Origin of the sequence: Rhodococcus sp. MEB041, from assembly GCF_030208955.1 — a bacterium.
Taxonomy (GTDB): domain Bacteria; phylum Actinomycetota; class Actinomycetes; order Mycobacteriales; family Mycobacteriaceae; genus Rhodococcoides.
The window spans coordinates 708,437-728,492 of the sequence record NZ_JARVSZ010000001.1; the positions used below are offsets into that span (position 1 = coordinate 708,437).

Genomic DNA, 20,056 nt, shown 5'->3' on the forward strand with positions numbered 1-20,056 from the left:
CCTGTGCAGACCCGCCTCGCCTCTCTCGGGCTTCTCTCCATCCTGCTCGGCGCCGCGACGGTCGTCGTCCTCGATGTCGTCACCGCGCTCGGGTCGCCGTCGCATCTGCGCCGCACCATCAGCGAGTACGGGTTGGGCGCGCAGCAGTGGGTGTTCACGGCCGGGGTGCTGCTCCTCGCCGTCGGATCCGGCGCCGTTCTGATCGCGGCCGTCCGGCAGTCGTTGCTGCGCGCGTCGTCGGTCGCCGCGGTGGCGATGACACTGTGGACGGTGGGACTCGTCGCCGTGGTCGCGGTTCCCAAGCAGGACTGGAGCAACGACGCGACGCTCGGACTCGGCGGCGCGGTGCACCGCGCGGGCGCCGCGGTCGCGTTCGTCAGCATTCCGGTGGCAGTGATCGCCTTCGCCGCTCCGTGGATCCGATCACCGCAGTGGCGACGCCACGCACGTCGGACGATGACGCTCGGCCTGCTGTCCGTGGCGGCTGTCCTGCCCATCGCGTACGCGCTGCTGATCGGCATGACGACGACCACGCCGTGGTACCGCGTCGTCACGCTCGGGTACGTCGAACGACTACTGGTGGTCGTCGAGGTGATCGCCCTGATCTCGGTGGCGTGGTGGGTGCGGGCGAGTGCCTATCGGAGTTCGTCGGTGACCCGCTCCACCAGCGCAGAATCCGCGACGCCGAGGACGGACGCCCACATCGAGGCGGCATCGGGACCGTAGGCGTGACCGTGGCCTTCCGGCACCTCGGCGGCGAGCGCCATGTCGAGCGTCACCTGCCAGAACGTGACCAGGGGAATCCAGGTCATGCCCTTGTCGACGTCGACGCCGCGAGGCTCCCGGAGCCAGTCCGGCTTGCCGAACAGCAGGTCGAACGACCACCAGACGATCGGATCGCTGGGGTGCTGCCAGTACACGATGCGCGGGCTCTCCCAGTCCACCAGACCGGGTGCGTCGAGATCGGACGGCTCCGCGGCGAAGCGGACGTTCTGCCCGCCGTAGATCACGGGCAGGATCTCGGGGCTGCCCGGGTCTCGTGAGTCGGTGACACGGGACCACTGCTCGGAGAAGTTGGGCGTCCCCACCCACAGCGCGCCGTCGGTGCGAGCCAGCATGTCCTGTATCCCGGAGAAGGCGTCCTGGCCGCCGTACGACCCGAGCGATTCGCCGAAGGTGAGGAGCTTCGGGCGATCGCTCTCGGGACGGTCCTGCACGCGCTGGTAGACGGCCTCGAAGACGGCGCGGCCCGCGATGAGCGGGGTGTCCCGATCAGCGAGGAACGCCAACGGACTGGGCAGGTACGAGTACTGGACCGCCGCGATCGCCGTGTCGCCGCCGGCGAGGTACTCGAGTGAGGACGCGACGGACGCGTTGACCCACCCTCGACCGGTGGTCGTCGCGATCGCCAGGTACTCGCGATCGAAGGCGCCGGTTCGGTCCAGTTCGGCGACGAGTCGGTCGGCGAGCGAGTCGACGGTGTCCCGGCCGAGGCCGAGCCCGTCGGCGTCGACGGACTTGCGTCCCGCATAGACCCGGATCGGGGTGAGGGCGGGCCGTCCCGTCACGGATGCGATCTCGTCCGACGTCGGGCCGCCCGCGACGAAGGTGCGCCCCTCGCGGCCCAGGGTGTCCCACTCCTCGTTCGACTCGGGCGAGCCCGACCGTTCGGGCGCCGACGGCCGTTCCACGCCCTCGGCGCTCCCGGTGTCGGCCGCAGCGGCGGACCCGTTGGAGATGCGTGAGATCCCGGTGGCAAGGAGCCCCTCGACGGCGAACACCAGCACCACACCGACGGCGACGACGGCGAGACCGCGCGAGACGGGCGGCGGGAGAACGCGACCGATCAGTGCGATGAGAACGTCTGTGACGCGGCGGATTCCGCGCGCCAGCGTGATAACCAGGACGACGACGAACGCGGCGACGACGAAGACTCCGGCGTAGTCCCACGACTGGCTCGGTTCGATGCCCACGAGTTCGCGGGAGATGTTCTGCCACCACGCTCCCAGCACGAGGAACAGGGGCAGCACGATCACGGCGGCGAGGGCGATCGCGTACCACCCCCAGCGCTTCAGGCGATCCGGCCACTCACGCGTGAGCTCCATCCGGCGGACACCCCACACCACCAGGACGCCGACGCCGTAACCGCATGCGACCGAGAGGCCCGTGGCGACGGCCTGCAGGTACCACGGTCGGGGGAGAAGCGACGGGGACATCGACCAGCAGTAGAAGACCAGTCCGACGACGAGGCCGATCGGCTCGAAGCGGGAACACCACCGCCACAGTGCGGTGGCGATGCGTCCTCGCTGGTCCTTCGTGGTCACCGGGTGAGTCTAGGTGCTGCGCGGCGACTCCAACCGGGAGCGCAGGGTCCGATCGGTGACGGAGATCCCCTGGTTGATGAAGGGTTCGACCACCTTCGCGAGTGCCTTGCCCGTGAACCCGCCGGGGAACTCGTAGCGGAACTCGACGTCGGCGACGCAGTGTCCGTCGTCCACGGGGGTGACCACCCAGCGAGAACTGGTCTCGAAACCCTTCACCGACGACAACGCGATGACGGAACCGTCGACCCACTCGACGATGTCCACCGTGGAGTGCAGAGCCTTGGGTCCGAGCTTCATCTCGGCGTCGAAGCGATCGCCGGTGCCGCGCGACACCGGTCCGACGGGGACGAACGAGGTGACGCCGAACATCCAGTCCGGCACGTTCTCGTACGAGGACAGGTAGTCGAAGGTCGCCGACGCCGGTGCGGCGATCTCGACGTGCTTGGTGATGACGGGCATGAGGTCTCCTGGTGCGGCTGTGGTGTCAGGGATTCGGTCGGTCAGTCGATGCGGATGGTGAGAGCGTCGGACACGGGCACCGACTGGCAGGCCAGGCGCACTCCCCGGTCGAGCTCGTACTGATCCAGTGTGTCGTTGACGCGCATGTGCACGTCACCGCTGACGAGAGTGAACGCGCAGGCGCCGCAGTTGCCCTCGCGGCACACGAACGGGGCGTCGATTCCCTCGGCGAGCATGGCGTCGAGCAGCACGGTGTCGGGTGCGCAGTGGAACGAGTGATCGTCGCCCTCGACCTCCGCGGACACGGGAACGCCCGTGGCCGAGGACGTCTCGACGAGGGTGGTGTGGAACGGGTCGCTGGTGATCGACGTGAACACCTCACGGTGGATGTTCTCGGGCGACACCCCCGCCGCGAGGAGCCCCTGCTGCGCCACGTCCATGAACGGCCCCGGCCCGCAGAGGTACGCGTCGGCGTCGGCGATGCCGGAGACGGCGTCGGTGAGACCGGTGGCAGTGGGCAGGCCCGACGCCGACTCGTGCCAGTGCCGCACCGTGAGGCGGTCCGGATGCCGCTGCTGCAGATCGTCGAGGGTGGCGGCGAACATGACCGAGTCCGGGTCTCTGTTCGCGTAGAACAACACGACCTGCAAGTCGTGCGACGCCAACGCGGTCTTGAGGATGGACAGCACGGGCGTGATGCCGCTGCCGGCGGCGACCAGGACGAGCGGGCGATCCCATCGCGCGGGAACGAAGGTGCCCGCGGGAGCCAGCGTCGTCAGTGCGGATCCTGTCGCCGCGGTGTCGCACAGCCAGTTCGACCCGAGGCCGCCCGCGGTGCGCTTGACGGAGATCGCGGGGCGCTCGCCGGTGTCGGGACTGCTCGACAACGAGTAGCACCGAGCGGCGGAACCGCCGTCGCTCAGAGGAATCTCGACCGTGAGGAACTGGCCCGGGCGGTAGCGCAGGGCCTCGCCGTCGGCGGTGGACAGGACCAACGTCACCGCGTCCGCCGTCTCGCGGATCACCTCGTCGACCTGAAGTCGGAGTGTGCGGACGGCGGTGTCCGCGGAGTCGATCGCCACGATGTCTTCCCCTCGTCGGCCGGGTGTGTCCGGCACTCCGGACTACACCGAAGATTGTTTCATTGAACTATAGGCCATTGACAAATGGCACAGTCATCCGTGACGCTTCCGGCATGACATCGACGCGTCCGATCCCCGAGCGGGGGTCCCTGCGGTCCCGCGCCGCGGCCCGAGCCACGCAGTCGACGTTGCGACCCATCGCGTCCCGACTGCCGTTCGGACGCGGCGGCGAACGCGTCGCCCGCGTCCTCGTCGAGGTGGCCATGCGTGCCTGCGGCGGAATCGCACCCGGCACGGTCGTCCGCACCGTGCGCGAGGACGGTGTGGTCGGGGAGTGGGTCGACGCGCGGGCAGGCCGGAGGCCGGTCGAAGATGGGGCAGGCCGGAGGCCGGTCGAAGATGGGGCAGGCCGGAGGCCGGTCGAGGGTGGGGACGGTTCCGTGGACACCGCCGACCCGATCCTCTATCTGCACGGCAGCGCGTACGCGATCTGTTCCGCACGGACGCACCGCGGCTTGGCGTCGCGTCTCTCCCGCGCGACGCAGCGTCCGGTCTTCGTGGTCGACTACCGACTCGCCCCCGAGTTCCCTTTCCCCGCCGCAGCCGACGACGTCGAGCGGGCGTACCGCTGGCTGCTGTCGAGCGGCCACGCACCCGAGTCGGTCGTCGTGGCCGGTGACTCGGCGGGCGGTCACCTCGCGCTGGACCTGGTGCTGGACAACGCCCGACGATCGGTTCCGCAGCCTGGTGCGGTCCTCCTGTTCTCGCCGTTGATCGATCTGACCTTCACCCTCGCGCAGAACCGGGAGCGCATCCGTCGCGACCCGATGATCTCCGCAGCGGCGGCGCGGGCACTCACCGCGCTCTACACACGCGGCGAGGATCCCGACGGGCGGCGCCTACGACTGGCGGTCGAGGCGGGAACGGCACTGCCGCACTTCGTGGTTCAGGCCGGCGGTGCGGAGATGCTCGTCGCCGACGCCGAGCACCTGCGCGATCTGGTGGTCGATGCCGGTGGCACCTGCTCGCTCGAGATCTGGCCCGACCAGATGCACGTGTTCCAGGCTCTGCCGCGCATCAGCCCGGAAGCGGACCGGGCACTCGCCCGCGCCGCGCACGCCCTGACAGCTCTCCATCGAACAGAGACGAGACACTGATGTTCTCTCGACCCAGACCACGCCTCACCCACGGGGCGGACGCCGTGGTCACCGGCGCCGGCAGTGGCATCGGCCGCGCCTTCGCACTCGAGATCGCCCGCCGCGGTGGCCGCGTCGTCTGCGCGGACATCTCACTCGAACGCGCCGAGGAGACGGTGCGGATGCTCGACGGCCCCGGCTTTGCCGTCCAGTGCGACGTCGCCGTGCAGTCGCAGGTCGAGGATCTCGCGCTGTTCGCCGAGCTCGAGTTCGGTGGCGCGCCGACGCTCGTGATCAACAACGCCGGCGTCGGCATCGGTGGCAAGCCGGTGGGCGACATCGGGTTCGAGGACTGGAACTGGGCGCTCGGCATCAACCTGTGGGGAGTGGTCCACGGCTGCGAGACGTTCGTTCCGCTGCTCCGTACCGCGGGTCGCGGCGGCATCATCAACGTGGCTTCCGCCGCGGGATTCGCGGCGGCACCGACGATGGGGCCCTACAACGTCGGCAAGGCGGGCGTCATGTCACTGTCCGAGACTCTCGCGGCGGAACTGTCCGGGTCGGGTGTCCACGTGACCGTGCTGTGCCCGACCTTCGTCAAGACCAACGTCGCGGTCGACGGTCGCATCACCGAGCGCTCCACGGAACTCGCGCAGAAGTTGATGCGGTGGACCGGCTTCTCACCCGAGCGGATCGCCGTCACCACGCTCGACGCGCACGACAGGAACCGCCTCTACGTCGTGCCCCAGCTCGACGCGAAAGCCATCTGGCTGACGAAACGGCTCCTCCCCACCCTCTACACCCGCGGAGCAGGGCTGCTCGACCGCCTGCTCCCCGGCGAGCCCGCCCCACAGTCCCTTCCCGCTGTTTCCGCCTCGACAGGAGTATGACGATGGCCTTCGACTTCGACGCCATGCTGGACAAGATCAAGGACCGCCAGTGGTCCCTCGCGGACATCGACTGGGACGCCCCCGGCGCCGAGATGATCCCGCCCGAGCAGCATGCCAAGCTCAAGCCGTTCCTGTCCGACCTCATGTGGATCGAGAACGTCGGTGCGCGCGGATTCGCCGCGATGGCACGCAAGGCGCCCACCGAGACGCTGCGCGAGATCTACCGTTACTTCCACGCGGAGGAGCAGAAGCACGCGAATGCCGAACTGGCACTGATGCGTCGGTGGGGCATGCTCGAGAACGACGAGATCCCGCAGCCGAACGTCAACGTCAAGCTGATCATCGACTGGCTCGACAAGTACTCGGATCAGACGCCGCTCGCCGTGCTGGGCACCGTCATCCCGATGCTCGAGGTCGCGCTCGACGGTGCGCTGGTCAAGTTCATCGTCGACGAGATCGACGACCCGGTCTGCCAGGAAGTGTTCAAGCGCATCAACGCCGACGAGTCGCGGCACCTCGCCGTCGACTTCGAGGTCATCGATCTGCTGGGGCACGCGAAGATGCGCCGCATTCTCGTCGAGACGATCGGCGCCTGGATGCATCCGTCGCTCATCATCGGCACCCTGCGGTACATCCCACTGCTGAACAAGATGCGGGACAACATCGTCGAGATGGGTGTCGACGAGGAGCGCCTCTACACCGCGATGAAGCGCTTCAAGAAGGTGGGCGAACGCAGCGAGTTTCCGAAGCGTCTGCCGATGTACCGCTTCATCAGCTGGCACGGGAGCGTCGTCATCAACCGCGACCACCCGTACCACAAGTTCGCCGACTCGATGGTGACGCTGACGGCCAAGTACCCGAAGCGGCTGCTGCGCCCGCAGCCCACGTGGTCCAAGGAACTCACGTACGAGCCCGTCGCATGACCGAGATTCTCTCCACCGCCGTCATCGGAGGCGGATTTGCCGGCATCGGTGCCGCGATCCGGCTTCAGCAACGGGGGATTCGCGACATCGCCATCCTCGAACGCGGCACACGTGCCGGTGGGACCTGGCGTGACAACACGTATCCCGGTGCAGCCTGCGACATTCCGTCCCGCCTGTACTCGTACAGCTTCGCCCCCAATCCGGACTGGTCGCACACCTACTCCGGGAGTGCGGAGATCCTGGGCTACATCGACTCGATGGTCGAGAAGTTCGAGCTGAGCCGCTACCTGCGGTTCGGTCACACCGTCGTGGACGTCACCTGGCACGAGTCCCGGTCGCTCTGGGAGATCTCGGTCCAGGACCGGGAACCCGTCCTCGCCCGCACCGTCGTGATGGCGTCGGGACCGCTGGCGAACGTCAGCCTGCCCAAGATCCGCGGCGTCGAGACCTTCGCGGGAGCGAAGATCCACAGCGCCCGGTGGGACCACGACTACGACTTCGCAGGCAAGAAGGTCGCCGTCGTCGGCACCGGAGCCAGCGGCGTGCAGATCGTTCCCGAGCTGGTGAAGGTCGCCGAGTCGGTCAAGGTCTTCCAGCGCACGCCGGGATGGGTGCTGCCCCGCACCAACTTCCGCACCCGCGGACTGACTCGCGAGATCTACCGCCGCGTGCCCTTCAGCCAGAGCGTCGCGCGCAAGGCCTGGTTCTGGGGCCACGAGTCGGTCGCACTCGGGGTCGTCTGGAACTCGCCGCTCACCCGCGTGGTGGAGGGAGTGTCGAAGCTGCACCTACGCAGTCAGGTTCCGGATCCGTGGCTGCGGCGCCAGCTCACGCCGGAGTTCCGTGCCGGGTGCAAGCGCCTGCTGATGACCAGCAAGTACTACCCGGCGCTGCAGAAGGACAACTGCACGCTCGTCACCTGGCCCATCGCACAGATCTCCGAGAAGGGAATCCGCACGGTCGAGGGAGTCGAGCATCAGTTCGACGCAATCGTCTTCGCCACCGGGTTCGACGTCTCCAAGACCGGGTCGCCGATCCCCATCACCGGGCGCGACGGGCGCGTCCTCGCCGACGAGTGGAGCCGCGGAGCGCACGCCTACAAGTCGATCGCGGTGTCCGGGTACCCGAACATGTACTTCACGTTCGGGCCCAACTCCGGACCCGGCCACAGCTCCGCCCTGGTCTACATGGAGGCGCAGATCGACTACCTGGTCGATGCCATCGCCACCGCCGTGAACCAGAACTTCGTGCTCGACGTCCGCGCCTCGGTGCAGGCCGAGTACAACGCGGACCTGCAGCAGCGGCTGACCAAGACGACGTGGAACTCGGGGTGCTCGAGCTGGTACCTGACCGAGGACGGTTTCAACGCCACGATGTTCCCGGGCTTCGCCACGCAGTACGTCAAGCAGCTCGAGACGGTGCTGTTGCCGGACTACTCGGTGACGGCGGCAGCGACGGCACCGGTCGACGAGGTCGTCGCCGCGGTGTGACCGAGCGTTAGTCTGGAGGTCCGGCCGAGTGGAGGAGTGAGTCGATGACCGAGTACCGCATCGACGAACTGGCTCATGCCGCGGGCACGACCTCGCGCAACGTCCGGGCCTACCGTGAACGTGGACTGCTCCCGCCCCCGCGCAAGCGGGGGCGGGTCGGCATCTACGACGACTCGCACCTCGCCCGGCTGCGACTGATCGACATCCTGCTCCAGCGCGGCTACACGACCACACACATCAGCGACTTCATCGACGGCTGGGAGAGCGGCAAGGACCTCACCGAGGTTCTCGGTCTGCAGCGCGCCCTCACCGAGCCGTGGTCGACGACCGGCGAGGTGCAGTCGGTCTCCGTCGACGAGGCGCGGGAGATGCTCGGCGACCCCGACGGCGTCCAGCTGTCCAGGCTCGTGGAGTACGGACTCGCCCGCATCGACGGCGACCGATGTACGTTCACCGATCCGAAGCTGTTGCAGGGCTTCACCTCCCTCGCGACCTACGGCTTCGGAATCCGCGAGGTCATGGACATCCACGAACGGCTCCATGCGGCCGTCGACGGAATGTCCAAGGACATGATCTCGACTGTGAAGAGTCACATCGTCGACCGCTACGGCGAGGGTTGGATTCCCGAGGGTGACGACGTCCTCCGGGCCACCGAGATGTTGCAGATCATGCGCACTCTCGCAGTCGATTCCGTGCATTCGTTGCTCGGCCGCACACTCGACCGCAACCTGCAGGAGCAGCTCGGCGAGTACCTCGAGGTCGCCATCGACAACACCTCTCGTTCGGACCGTCACACAGCCTGACCTCGCTTTTCGGACCAATGGGGCATGGTGGAGTCATGAACCGCACCAGACTGTCCGCCGCTGTCGCCCTCGCCGGCGCCACCGCCCTCGTTCTGACCAGTTGCTCGTCGTCGAGCGAGGAGGGGCAGGCGACGCCGGCGTCCTCCAGCGCTGCTCCGGCGTCCTCCAGCACTGCTCCGTCGTCGTCGGCGGCGAGTACGTCCTCGGGCGCCGCCTCGAACGCCACCGTCTACACGTTGCCGGGAACCGGCGTGTTCCCCGAGGGCATCACCGCCGACGATGACACCTTCTACGTCTCGTCGACCTCCGACGGCGCCATCTTCCGCGGCACGGTCGGCAACACCACCGTCGAACCGTTCCTGCCCGGTGGACAGGACGGTCGCACCGGCGCGGCGGGACTGGACGTCGACGGGGACGACGACGAGAACACCCTCGTCGTGGCGGGCGGTGCGACCGGCACCGTCTGGATCTACGACGCCGAGTCCGGCGCACTGCGCGGTAAGTTCACCAACGGGCTCGGGCAGGACGCCACCTTCCTCAACGACGTCGTCATCGCCGACAACGGCGACGCCTTCATCACCGACTCGCGCAACCCCACGCTGTGGCGCATCCCGGCGAACGCCACCGGTGAGGGCCAGTTGGAGCCGTTCGTCGACTTCACCGGATCCCCGTTCGCGTACGGCGAGGGCTTCAACGCCAACGGCATCGTCGAGGCGGACGACGACAACGCATTGGTGATCGTGCAGTCCAGCACCGGCAACCTGTACCGCGTGGCCCGCGACTCCAAGGCCGTCACGCAGGTGGACCTCGGCGGCGCGACACTTCAGAACGGCGATGGCATGGAGATGGAGGACGACACGCTCTACGTGGTTCGCAACCGCGACAGCCTCATCGCCACAGTCGATCTCGACGACGACGGCAACCGTGGGCGGGTGACCGGTGAGATCACCGACCCCAGCTTCGCCTACCCCACCACCGTCGCCGACGTCGACGATCAGCTGCTGGTGGTCAACAGCCAGTTCGACAAGCGTGGGGGCACTCCGGTGGAGCCCTTCACCGTGGTCGGTGTGCCTGAGCGGTAGGGGTTGGGCTTGGGGTGTGCGCTGGTTGCGTGAGGTGCGGTCGGTGGTTGGCGGCTCGTGGCGGTGGTGTGCGCGGGTTGCGTGGTGCGCACACCCCTTTCCGCCGGCTGAGTTGGGTGTGGGTGGCTGGAAGTAGTGCGGGTCGGTCGGCTGGGTGGTGCTTGCCGGTGGTTGGCGGCTCGTGGCGGTGGTGTGCGCGGGTTGCGTGGCGCGCACACCCCTTTCCGCCGGCGGAGCGGGGTGAAGGTGGCTGGAAGTAGTGCGGGTCGGTCGGCCGGGTGGTGTTTGCCGGTGGTTGGCGGCTCGTGGCGGTGGTGTGCACGGGTTGCGTGGTGCGCACACCCCTTCCAGCCGGCGGAGCGGGGTGTGGGCGGCTGGAAGTAGTGCGGGTCGGTCAGCGAGGGCCGGTGTTGGCGATGCGGGACGTCGAGTCGTCCTCCGTTTCCCGATACCCGCGACCCGCTTCGAGGAAGGCCTCGCGGAGGTTGGTGACGGCGGTGATGTGGGCCGCGAGCACGGAGCTCAGTGAACCCTCCGGGCCGTGGGTGAGGTCGGAGTACTTGCGCTCCAACGCAAGTCCGGAGGGCAGTGTTCCGAAGCCGGATTCCATTCTGATCGCCGCCACCATGTTCTTCGTCGACTGGATCCCATCGATAAAGATCTGACATGCATCGGCGCACGCTCTCGCGTGCTCGTGGTCGACGCGCAGCGGACTCTGCGTTGAACGATCATCCGACATATCTGCCTCCTCAGTTCGGCAGCGTCGGTGAGACGATGCGCGCAGCTTGCCCAGCCAGCAGACACGGTTGTCGGGTAGCGGCTGCAGACTGTTTTCTATTGATCATCACGGTGATGGAGCCGCCCGACCACGGTGACGCGACTACGCACATCTGCTCACGCGAATCCGGCGCGATGCTGTACTCCAGCGACCCACGCCTGCCGGGTACTTCCGTCCCGACCACGTCCACGTAGTTCGGATTGCTTTCCAATTCGCCGATCCTCCGCGTCGTGACAGAAATGTTGAGGTAGTAGTCAGGCGCCGTCCATGTGCAGTGTTTCCACTTGCCCGACTCTGTAGAGGGTCCCTGCTCAAGGCTCGCCGGATCTGCCCCCGCCGCCCGGATGGCCTCGTCGGGTACCACGGTGCAGGGGTCGAAGAGTTCCATCGCGACCGGCTCGGCGGTGCCGCTCACCCCACCGCACCCGGTGAGTGACGCGACGACTGCCGCGACAGCGAGTACCCCACAGTTCCTGCGCACACGTCGTTGGACGCACGCTCCGCTCCTGCGGTTCCGTGCTCCCACTGCACACAACGGTGTCCCCACGGGCACATCCGACCATCCGGAACCGTTCTGTGTGCAGAAGTGCGCGCCGGGAACCGAGCGGGTGGTTGCGGCGTCGAAGGCTGTACCGCGCCACGGCGGACGATCGGAAGGCCTTCACCATGCACTCGACCACTCTGCCCGTTCCTTCCAGCGGTCTCGGAAGTCTGACCAACGCAACATCATTGGCGGTGCTCGTCGCGTTCGCGACCCAGTGTGCGGTGGCGTGTGTCGGCGCGATCGCGGGATTCGGCGCCGTCGTCGTCAGTGCCCTCGCTGCCTTCGCGAGTGCGGACGAGTCGCCCGGCGCGATGTTCGTGGGCTCACTCGCCGATGCGTGGGCGTTCGTTCTCGTCGTCGCTGCGGTGGGGCACGGGGTGCTCGCGACGATGATCGTGCAACGCCGACGTTCGGCACGCGTCGTCGTGACGGCAGTGGCCCTCGTGTGGGCGGTGGCGCTGGTGCACTCTCCGATGGTGTGGCCGTTGGTGGTGGTGCAGGCGGGTTCTGCGCTGGCGTGGTGGATCCCGGCGTCACGGCGCCCGACCCCCAACTGACTCACACGAGCAGCGCGGCGATGGACCCGGGAAACGTCTCGTCGGGCCTGCGTTCGTAGAGCTCGGCGGGGCGTCCGCCCGCAGCCGACGTGGTGGCGCCCGTACCGACCAGCGCCCCGATCACATGACGGCGGAAGGTGTCCTTGCGCAGCGGGCGGTCGAACACGGTCTCGTACAGGGTGCGCAGGTCGAGCAGTGTGAAGGTGGTCCCCAGCAGGTGCGACGGATCAGGACGGGTGAGGTAGCGAGACCGCAGGTCGCCCACGGCGGCCGACACCATGTCGGCATGGTCGAAGGCCATCGGTTCCACAGGCCGATCCGCCTCGACGGCCAGGAGATCGGTGCCGGAAGGCAGGGAGTCGGTGGGCGCCTCCGCGCAGTGCGCCATCGACAGGACCCATCCTCGATCGTCGCGGTCGGGAGCGTCGAACATCCGGATCTGATGGAACTCGACGCCGTCGATGCCGGCCTTGGTGCTCAACGCGCGCCTCGCCGCATCGGCGAGCGTCTCGCCCGGATGCAGGAATGTGCCGGGAAGTGCAGCTCCCCAGGGTGATTCCACCGTCACCACGTTCAGCGTTCCGCCGTGGACGGTGAGAACGGCGACGTCGACAGCGACGGACGGTCGTGGGTACGACGTCAGATCGGAGGGCATGGGTTGCAGCTTAGCGCAGTGGTGCGTTATGGTTAGCGCACAAACGAGCAAAGGGGACGACATGAAGCTGACCGACGAACAGAAGAACCGCGCCGAGGGCGTCGTGCTCGGCACCGCAGCCGGTGACGCACTGGGTGCCGGATACGAGTTCGGCTACCCGACGCCCGAGACGGTGATCGACATGATCGGCGGCGGCACCTTCGACTGGGCGCCCGGCGAGTGGACGGACGACACGTCGATGGCTCTCTGTATCGCCGAGGCGCTGGTGGAGGGCCGGGGACTCGACGGCGTCGCGGCGAACTTCGTGGCCTGGATCGACACGAACCCGGCGGACGTCGGTATCCAGACGCGCACGGTGTTGTCCCGGCGCAGCAGGTCGGCTACCGAGATGACCGCCGTCGCCGCAGGACTGTCCGGCAGGACAGGTGGCAACGGTTCGCTGATGAGAACTGCCCCGGTGGCGCTGGCGTATCTCGACGACCCGGATCAGCTCTCGGTGGCCGCTGCGCAGATCAGCGCCCTGACGCACAGTGATCCGCAGGCGGGGGAGGCATGCCAGATCTGGAGTGCCGGCATCCGGCACGCCGTCCTGCACGGCACCTACGACGGCATCTCGCTGTACCTCGACGCGGCGGAGCCGTCGGTGCGCGACACCTGGGCGCCGTTGCTCGACGCCGCGGAGAAGGGGCGCCCGTCGGACTTCGACAGGAACGGGTGGGTGGTGCACGCGCTCCAGACGGCCTGGTCGGCCATCACGACCACCGAGGAGAACGGGGACCAGCTGACAGCGGCGCTGGAGGCGTGTGTCCGCGCGGGCGGCGACACCGACACCACCGCAGCCATAGCCGGTGGGCTCCTCGGCGCACGCTGGGGCGCCTCGGTGATCCCCGAGGCGTGGACAACGATCCTGCACGGGTACCCCGGACGACGAGCCGCGGACCTCGCGGATCTGGGACGTCGCCTCGCAGAAGGAGCAGCAGCATGAGTGTCATCGATGTGGTCACCGGAGACATCACCACCGTGCGCGCGGACGTGATCGTCAATGCCGCCAACTCGACCCTCCTCGGTGGAGGCGGGGTGGACGGCGCCATCCACCGCGCAGGCGGACGAGAGATCCTCGACGCCTGCAAGATTCTGCGGGCGACGACCCTTCCGAACGGACTCGACACGGGTGCCGCCGTCGCGACGCCCGCAGGCCGCCTGCCGGCGAGGTGGGTCGTCCACACCGTGGGGCCGCGGTACTCGGCGCGCGAGGACCGCTCGCCGATCCTGCGCGCAGCGTACGAGCGCTCCCTTCTCCTGGCTCACTCGCTCGGAGCATCCTCGATCGCGTTCCCGCTCATCTCGGGCGGTGCGTACGGATGGCCGGTGGAGCTTGCGGTCGCCGAACAGGTGCGCGCGGTGACGTCGGCGCCCGTGTCCGTGGATCTCGTGACCCTGGTGGCCTACTCGGCCGAGGTGCACCGCATGACGACGCGGGCCGTCGGCTGACCGGTCATCGCCGACGTGCTCGCCACACCGACCAGGCGCCGGTGGCCCACAGAGCCCAGATCACCAGCAATGGCTGGAACAGCAGGCGGATACCTCGTGCCCGATCGGTGTCCAGCCCGAAAGCGTCTGTGTGCGTCACGAACTGAGAGATGTTGCCCGGGAACACGGCGACGAAGAACAGTGCCGTGACCCACCCCACCGCCACCCGGTACCGCGTCAGGGCGACGAGAGCCAGGCCCAGCACCACCTCGACGACACCCGATGCGACCACCACGAGATCGGTGTCGAGCGGCATCCACGTCGGTACCTGCGCGGCGAACTCCTGCCGGGCCCAGAACAGGTGGCTCAGTCCGGCGAACACCAGGAACGCGCCGAGGACGAGACGCCCGACGATACGAGGCACGGTCGCAGGGGCGGGGCGCGTGGTCATGCCTGCCACCCTACGAGGCGCCGCGCTGCCGGTCCGGTCGGCCGAGAACGCGGCCCAGCTCCTCGTGCGCGTAGACCCTGTTCTCGCAGTAGACGGCGCCGCCGACGCACTCCTCGTCGTCGCAGTCGCAGAACCTGTACGGCTCCGCGTTCCAGCGGCTGCCGTACTGCGACCCCGGCTCCGCGACGAGTGCGGCGACCTCGCGCACCGTCCTCTGCTCGCTGCGTCTGCGCTGCCCCCGGCGATGTCCGCCCATGTCCGTCCCCCCGTTGTCGGTGGCGTCACGCTAGGGGAGGGGTACGACAGGCGCCGGCTGATGTTGAGTGATGCAGTGGATGCCGCCGCCCCGGGCGAACAGCGGCCGGGCGTCGACGCTCACGACGCGTCGGCCGGGATAGGCCTCGGACAGGATGTGCACCGCCTCGTCGTCGTTCGGATCGTCGAAGCTGCAGGCGATGACCCCGCCGTTGACCACGTAATGGTTGATGTAGCTGTAGTCGACGACGCCCTCGTCGTCCCGCAGCACGGTCGGTGCGGGAACCGGAACGACACGGAGTCCCTCCCGGGTGAGGAGATCCATGACGTCGCGGCTGATCTCGCGGTCCGGATGCGCGGGGTCGCGCTGATCGTGCACGAGGGCGACGCCCGGCGTCGGCATCGCGGCGACGATGTCCACGTGGCCGCGGGTGCCGTAGGTCTCGGAGTCCCGAGTCAGGCCGCGCGGCAGCCAGATCGTGCGGTCGACACCGAGAGTGCGGGACAGCTCCGCCTCGACGTCCTGCTTCGACCAGGTGGGGTTGCGTCCGCTGTCGAGCTGCACCGTGTCGGTGAGGAGGACGGTTCCGGCGCCGTCGACCTGGATGCCGCCGCCCTCGTTGACCATGTCGGACGCGACGACCGGAACGCCGGCCGCCCGCGCCACCAGTGCACCGATCCGGGCGTCGTTCTCCCACGTCGCCCACTCCTGCGCGCCCCACCCGTTGAAGACCCAGTCCACCGCGCCGACGGTTCCGTCGTCCGAGACCACGAAGGTCGGCCCGATGTCGCGCATCCACGCGTCGTCGAGAGGTGCCTCGAGGATCGTGATGCCCGATCCCAGGTACTCCGCGGCGATGCGGGCCTCACGGGGATCCACCACGACGGTCACCGGCTCGAACTCGGCCACTGCGCGGGCGACGGCGGCCCACGTCGTGCGAGCCTCGTGGCGCTCCTCCTCGGTGTCGCCGAGCGAGTAACCAGGGCTGGGGAACGCCATCCAGGTGCGCTCGTGCGGTTCGCCCTCGGCGGGCATGCGCCACGTCACCGGGTACCCGCCACGGGCTGGGTGAGGGTGCCGTACGTGTCCGGACGTCGGGTGTCGAGGAACGGGAACAGCGTCAGCCAGTCGCCACGCTGGTCGAGGTCGAGATCGGCGACCAGGACGGCCGAGCGGTCGCGGGGAGCCGACACGAGAACGCGGCCGTACGGGTCGGAGATGAACGAGGAACCGTAGAACGTGATGGCGCCCTCGTCACCGTGGCGGTTGGGTACCACCATGAACGTGCCGTTCGCGATGCCGTTGCCGACGATGACCTGCTGCCAGAGAGGTTGGGTGTCGAAGTCGGGATGATCCGGCTCCGAGCCGATGGCCGTCGGATAGACCAGGACCTCCGCGCCGGCCACCGAGTAGGCCCGCGCGACCTCGGGGAACCACTCGTCCCAGCACGTCGGCATTCCCAGTGCGAGGTCCGCCGCACGGTGCACGGGGTACGGGTCGTCGGCAGGTCCGGGGCGGAAGTACGTGTCCTCGTGGTAGCCGGCGGTGACGGGAATGTGCAGTTTCCGAGTCCGGGCCGTCACCTCGCCGTCGGGCGAGACCAGGACGGCGGTGTTGTACCCGAGGCCGTCGCCGACGGTGTCGTCGCGTTCGTACAGCGACGCGTGCACGACGATGCCGTGACGCGCGGCGACCTCGGCGGCGAAGGTGACCGTCGGCCCGGTGGCCAGGTCCTCCGCGCTGCGGGCGGGGTTCTCGCCGCCCGGCACGAACGCCGGATAGCGGCTGAGGGTCAGCTCCGGGAGGAAGACGATGCGAGCGCCTTCCCCTGCCGCAGTGGCGATCCCGTCCTCCAGTTCGGCGCGCACCACGCTCGGATCCTCGTGCCACCGATGCTGCACCAGCGCCACTCGTACCGGTGGGCGGCCGGTCTCGCGCGTGCGGGCGGGCGACGGCGGAGGGGTGGTGGCGGTGATGGTCAGCATCGGGTGTCCTCGTCCGTAAAACGAATGTGATTCGTTAAGTATGGTGTGACTACGGCCCGAACGCAAGAGGAAGGAGCCGGCGATGCCGCGTCCGTCGACACGGTTGCTGTCCACCGACCTGATCACCGATACCGCACTCGCGCTGGTCGATCGGCACGGCGACTTCACGATGCCGGGACTCGCCGAGCGGCTGGCGGTGCGGCCGTCGTCGTTGTACAACCACGTGGCGGGGCGGGCCGAGATCGTGGAGTTGATGCGTACGCGCATGATGGCGGGCATCGAGATCCCGGCCGACTCCCGCGACTGGAGTGAGGCGGTCTCCCGCATCGCGCAGGAGTACCGCCGCCACTACGCCCGACATCCGCGCGCCATCCCGCTGTTCACGGCGCACACGGTGCGCTCCGCCGTGGCGTTCGACATGTACAACGCGTTGGCGACGGCCCTGTCCGACGGCGGCTTCGCGCCCGCCGAGGTGCTGCACGCGATCACCGCCGTCGACAGTTTCGTCCTGGGGTCAGCGCTCGATCTCGCAGCGCCCGAACAGGTCTGGGCCTCGGCCGACGAAGCGAACGACGCCATGCGCGCGGCGCTGAAAACCTCGGGCGCCGACCGCGCGGACGCGGCGTTCGAGTTTGGGCTCGCAGTGCTCATCGCGGGGCTGCAGGCACGCTCGCCCCGCAGCTGACGAGCCTCTCAGCTGACGAGCCTCTCACCCCACCAGGTCGGCTTCGTCCTTCAGAGCCTCGGTGTCGACGGTGAGCGTCTCGCCGCGGAAGAACGCCGGCGTCACGAAGCGCATGACCATCATGAGAACCGCACCCACGATGAGGATGCCGAAGCCCAGGAAGAACACCAGTCCGATGCCGCCGATCTCGGCGCCGCTGCCGTTCTCCGGGTCCATGCTCTCCTCGACCGAGACGACGAACACCGCCAACAGGACCAGGCCACCGAGCAACGGGAAGATCAACCGGAACACCGTGTTCCGAACGCTGGCGAAAAGAGTTCGACGGAAGTGCCACACGCAGGCGAATGCGGTGATGCCGTAGTACCAGCAGATCATGATGCCCAGTGCCGCGATGGTGTCGATCAGGGTGTTCTCCGACAGGAAGGTCACCGCCGTGTAGAAGACCGCGGTGATCACACCGGCCGCGACGGTGGCGGCGGAGGGGACGAGGAACCGCGGGCTCACCTCGGCGAGCTTCTTGGGGAAGGCGCCATAGGCCGCCATCGCGAGCGACGTCCGCGCCGCCGGCAGGAACGTGGTCTGCAGGCTGGCGATCGAGGAGACGAAGACCGCGAGGTAGAGCAGCATGCCGCCCCAGCTGCCGAGTACCGGATCGGCCAGGGCACCGAAGACGTTCTCCGCGTTGTCGGGATTGCCGAGCCCCAGGCCCTCCTCGCCGACACCGGCGTACATCATCGCCGCGACCGCGACGAGCAGGTAGGTCAGCAGGATGGTCGCGACGCACAGCAGCCCCGCGCGCCCCGGTGTCTTCGTGGGGTTCTTGGACTCCTCGCCCAGCGTCAGGCACGTGTCCCATCCCCAGAACGCGAAGATCGAGCCGGTGACGCCGATGACGAAGGCGCCCATGGTGAGTCCGCTGAACGGATCGAACCAGCCGACGTCGAACGACAACCCGGCCGGTGCGTCCCCCGCGCCGACGTGGACCAGCGCGACGACGGCGAACGCGATCAACAGCACCATCTGGAAGCCGACGAGCGCGAACTGGAGCTTCTCGCTCGTCGTGATCCCCCGGCTGGCCACCCACGTGGCGAGAGCGATGAACACGACCGTCGTACCGACGTTGACCAGTTTGTTGCCCGGCAGGTCGGCGATGGAGGGAGTGTCGAACAGCTTCGCGATGAACAGATAGAAGAACTGCACGGCGATGGCCGCGAGGTTGGAGAGCACGATGATGGTCGCGATGACCATGCCCCAGCCGCACATCCAGCCCACGTAGGGCCCGAAGGCCTTGGTGGACCAGGTGAACGAGGCGCCGCAGTCGGGGGAGTCGGAGTTCAACTCCCGGTACGCGTAGGCGGTGAGGAACATGGGGATGAACCCGGCGATGAAGATGGCCGGCATCTTCAGGCCCACCGCGGCGACGATCAACCCGATGCTGGCGGTGAGCGTGTATCCGGGTGCGACGGAGGAGATGCCGAGAACGGCGCCGGACAACGTGCCGATCCGTCCGACGGCCAGTCCCTTGGACGACGTGAGTTCACTGCTCATCGGGAAGCCTCCGTCGGATCGGTGCTGCTGGGCATGTCGGAACGGAACTCGGTGCTGGGCACCACCACCATGGGAACGGGCAGTGCCCGCAACATCTTCGACGCGGTCGAGCCGAGGAACAGGCGGCGCGGTTGTGCCAGTCGGCTGGACCCGACGACGACCACGTCGCCGTCCTCCCACGTCAGACCGGACACCGCGGCCTCGACCGTCGAGCCGTCGGCAACCGAGGACGTCACCGTCAGACTCTCGGGCAGACCGGACCGGGCGGCGTCGAGCATCTGCTGTGCGTGGTCGATGGCGCGCGCCTCTCGGTCCGGGTCGCGCAGGGACTCGACGTCGGAGGTGTCGTCGAGCGGAACGAGCGAGAGCAGTCGCAGCGACGTGTGCATCCGCTCGCACGACCGGACCGCGGTGCGCAGCACGAGGTCGGCGCCCGTGCGGGTGCCCATGGCACACGTCACCTCGCGGATCCGGTCGGCTGTCGACGTGCGATACCCGAACGGCGCCAGGGCCAACGGGATCGGGGCGGAGTGCAGCAGCTCGGTCGACACGGTGCCCAGAGTGTGGCGTCCGAGCAGGCCGTCCTTGGCGCCACCGACGACGATGGCGTCCGACCCGAGCCGCGCCGCCTCGTCCATGAGGCCGGACGAGAACGACTCCGAGAAGCTCAGATGCACCGCGGTCTCGATGTCGTCGGGCACCGACGCGGCTGCCTGGTCGAGCCACGCCCGGCCGCGCTGGGCGAGCAGTTCGGCGAACCTGGCCTCGGCCGGGACGGCGCGGTCGGGCGGCACCACCATGCAGATGTCCAACGCCGCACCCAGACTGCGGGCCAGCTGCACACCCAGGACGAGCCCGTCCTCTCCTGTGGGAGTGGCGAGATAACCGACGATCAACCGCATGGTGCGTCCCTTCGGGAAGCTTCGGTGGAACCGGAC

General features: G+C 68.4%; 23 protein-coding genes. 11 read left to right on the top strand and 12 right to left on the bottom strand.

All coding sequences use genetic code 11. The features are described from left to right. Positions 1–3 precede the first annotated feature (3 nt). A complete protein-coding gene (locus QRN16_RS03325; RefSeq protein ID WP_285184618.1) occupies positions 4–726 on the top strand; it encodes a DUF998 domain-containing protein in 723 nt (240 codons plus the stop codon). Here QRN16_RS03325 and QRN16_RS03330 read toward each other — a convergent pair. From QRN16_RS03330 to QRN16_RS03340, 3 genes are all read right to left on the bottom strand, one after another. Then, positions 636–2,216, bottom strand: a complete 1,581-nt coding sequence (locus QRN16_RS03330) for an alpha/beta hydrolase (RefSeq protein WP_502943975.1) — start codon at positions 2,214–2,216, stop codon at positions 636–638. The genes QRN16_RS03325 and QRN16_RS03330 overlap by 91 nt on opposite strands. 117 nt (positions 2,217–2,333) lie before the next feature. Beyond that, the gene (locus QRN16_RS03335; RefSeq protein ID WP_051613146.1) at positions 2,334–2,783 is read right to left on the bottom strand and encodes an SRPBCC family protein; all 450 of its coding nucleotides are present in this window, start codon (positions 2,781–2,783) and stop codon (positions 2,334–2,336) included. 41 nt (positions 2,784–2,824) lie between these two features. Further along, complete coding sequence (locus tag QRN16_RS03340) at positions 2,825–3,865, bottom strand: ferredoxin--NADP reductase (protein ID WP_285184620.1); 1,041 nt, start codon at positions 3,863–3,865, stop codon at positions 2,825–2,827. Between the two features lie 113 nt (positions 3,866–3,978). On the opposite strand from QRN16_RS03340, the gene QRN16_RS03345 reads away from it, so the two are divergent. From QRN16_RS03345 to QRN16_RS03370, 6 genes are read left to right on the top strand one after another with little or no spacing between them, the layout of a single operon-like run. Beyond that, positions 3,979–5,022 (top strand): alpha/beta hydrolase fold domain-containing protein, encoded by a 1,044-nt coding sequence (locus tag QRN16_RS03345; RefSeq protein WP_285184621.1) that lies wholly within the window; start codon positions 3,979–3,981, stop codon positions 5,020–5,022. Continuing rightward, positions 5,022–5,891, top strand: coding sequence for an SDR family NAD(P)-dependent oxidoreductase (locus QRN16_RS03350; protein ID WP_222632789.1), 870 nt, complete (start codon positions 5,022–5,024; stop codon positions 5,889–5,891). Before QRN16_RS03345 ends, QRN16_RS03350 begins: the two co-directional genes overlap by 1 nt. A 2-nt stretch (positions 5,892–5,893) precedes the next feature. After that, positions 5,894–6,814, top strand: coding sequence for a hypothetical protein (locus QRN16_RS03355; RefSeq protein ID WP_027504905.1), 921 nt, complete (start codon positions 5,894–5,896; stop codon positions 6,812–6,814). Beyond that, on the top strand, positions 6,811–8,304 hold the full coding sequence (locus tag QRN16_RS03360) for a flavin-containing monooxygenase (RefSeq protein ID WP_027504906.1): 1,494 nt from the start codon (positions 6,811–6,813) through the stop codon (positions 8,302–8,304). Before QRN16_RS03355 ends, QRN16_RS03360 begins: the two co-directional genes overlap by 4 nt. 44 nt (positions 8,305–8,348) lie before the next feature. Further along, positions 8,349–9,107: a MerR family transcriptional regulator gene (locus QRN16_RS03365; protein ID WP_027504907.1), complete on the top strand. Its 759-nt coding sequence runs from the start codon at positions 8,349–8,351 to the stop codon at positions 9,105–9,107. A 35-nt stretch (positions 9,108–9,142) separates the two neighbouring features. After that, entirely contained in the window at positions 9,143–10,189 is a 1,047-nt protein-coding gene (locus QRN16_RS03370) for an SMP-30/gluconolactonase/LRE family protein (protein ID WP_222639122.1), read from the top strand. 394 nt (positions 10,190–10,583) lie between these two features. Here the strand turns inward: QRN16_RS03370 and QRN16_RS03375 are convergent, their stop codons facing one another. Then, on the bottom strand, positions 10,584–10,799 hold the full coding sequence (locus QRN16_RS03375) for a hypothetical protein (protein ID WP_285184622.1): 216 nt from the start codon (positions 10,797–10,799) through the stop codon (positions 10,584–10,586). Between the two features lie 139 nt (positions 10,800–10,938). Beyond that, positions 10,939–11,382: a DUF3558 domain-containing protein gene (locus tag QRN16_RS03380; RefSeq protein ID WP_285184623.1), complete on the bottom strand. Its 444-nt coding sequence runs from the start codon at positions 11,380–11,382 to the stop codon at positions 10,939–10,941. A 251-nt stretch (positions 11,383–11,633) separates the two neighbouring features. On the opposite strand from QRN16_RS03380, the gene QRN16_RS03385 reads away from it, so the two are divergent. After that, positions 11,634–12,068, top strand: coding sequence for a hypothetical protein (locus tag QRN16_RS03385; RefSeq protein ID WP_285184624.1), 435 nt, complete (start codon positions 11,634–11,636; stop codon positions 12,066–12,068). Between the two features lies 1 nt (position 12,069). Here QRN16_RS03385 and QRN16_RS03390 read toward each other — a convergent pair whose 3' ends face one another. Continuing rightward, positions 12,070–12,723, bottom strand: a complete 654-nt coding sequence (locus tag QRN16_RS03390; RefSeq protein ID WP_222649559.1) for an NUDIX hydrolase — start codon at positions 12,721–12,723, stop codon at positions 12,070–12,072. Between the two features lie 61 nt (positions 12,724–12,784). Between QRN16_RS03390 and QRN16_RS03395 the strand changes: the two genes are divergently transcribed. Then, positions 12,785–13,708 (top strand): ADP-ribosylglycohydrolase family protein, encoded by a 924-nt coding sequence (locus tag QRN16_RS03395; protein WP_222645852.1) that lies wholly within the window; start codon positions 12,785–12,787, stop codon positions 13,706–13,708. Then, positions 13,705–14,214, top strand: a complete 510-nt coding sequence (locus QRN16_RS03400; RefSeq protein ID WP_056448287.1) for an O-acetyl-ADP-ribose deacetylase — start codon at positions 13,705–13,707, stop codon at positions 14,212–14,214. Before QRN16_RS03395 ends, QRN16_RS03400 begins: the two co-directional genes overlap by 4 nt. A gap of 4 nt (positions 14,215–14,218) precedes the next feature. On the opposite strand, the gene QRN16_RS03405 is transcribed toward QRN16_RS03400, so the two are convergent. The 4 genes from QRN16_RS03405 to QRN16_RS03420 are packed head-to-tail and all read right to left on the bottom strand — an operon-like array spanning position 14,219 to position 16,885. Continuing rightward, positions 14,219–14,644: a DoxX family protein gene (locus QRN16_RS03405; protein ID WP_285184625.1), complete on the bottom strand. Its 426-nt coding sequence runs from the start codon at positions 14,642–14,644 to the stop codon at positions 14,219–14,221. Positions 14,645–14,654: 10 nt separating this feature from the next. Next, entirely contained in the window at positions 14,655–14,900 is a 246-nt protein-coding gene (locus QRN16_RS03410) for a hypothetical protein (protein WP_027504915.1), read from the bottom strand. A 30-nt stretch (positions 14,901–14,930) separates the two neighbouring features. Then, positions 14,931–15,947, bottom strand: coding sequence for an agmatine deiminase family protein (locus QRN16_RS03415; protein WP_285184626.1), 1,017 nt, complete (start codon positions 15,945–15,947; stop codon positions 14,931–14,933). Continuing rightward, the gene (locus QRN16_RS03420; protein WP_027504917.1) at positions 15,944–16,885 is read right to left on the bottom strand and encodes a nitrilase-related carbon-nitrogen hydrolase; all 942 of its coding nucleotides are present in this window, start codon (positions 16,883–16,885) and stop codon (positions 15,944–15,946) included. The genes QRN16_RS03415 and QRN16_RS03420 overlap by 4 nt, the downstream gene beginning before the upstream one ends. Before the next feature lie 82 nt (positions 16,886–16,967). Here QRN16_RS03420 and QRN16_RS03425 point away from each other — a divergent pair, with 82 nt between their 5' ends. Next, positions 16,968–17,570 (top strand): TetR/AcrR family transcriptional regulator, encoded by a 603-nt coding sequence (locus tag QRN16_RS03425; protein WP_285184627.1) that lies wholly within the window; start codon positions 16,968–16,970, stop codon positions 17,568–17,570. A gap of 24 nt (positions 17,571–17,594) precedes the next feature. On the opposite strand, the gene QRN16_RS03430 is transcribed toward QRN16_RS03425, so the two are convergent. Both QRN16_RS03430 and QRN16_RS03435 read right to left on the bottom strand, forming a co-directional pair. Continuing rightward, positions 17,595–19,118 carry an APC family permease gene (locus QRN16_RS03430; RefSeq protein ID WP_027504919.1) on the bottom strand — a complete coding sequence of 508 codons (1,524 nt, stop codon included), beginning with the start codon at positions 19,116–19,118 and terminating at the stop codon, positions 17,595–17,597. Then, on the bottom strand, positions 19,115–20,020 hold the full coding sequence (locus QRN16_RS03435) for a universal stress protein (RefSeq protein ID WP_222639134.1): 906 nt from the start codon (positions 20,018–20,020) through the stop codon (positions 19,115–19,117). Before QRN16_RS03435 ends, QRN16_RS03430 begins: the two co-directional genes overlap by 4 nt. Positions 20,021–20,056 lie beyond the last annotated feature (36 nt).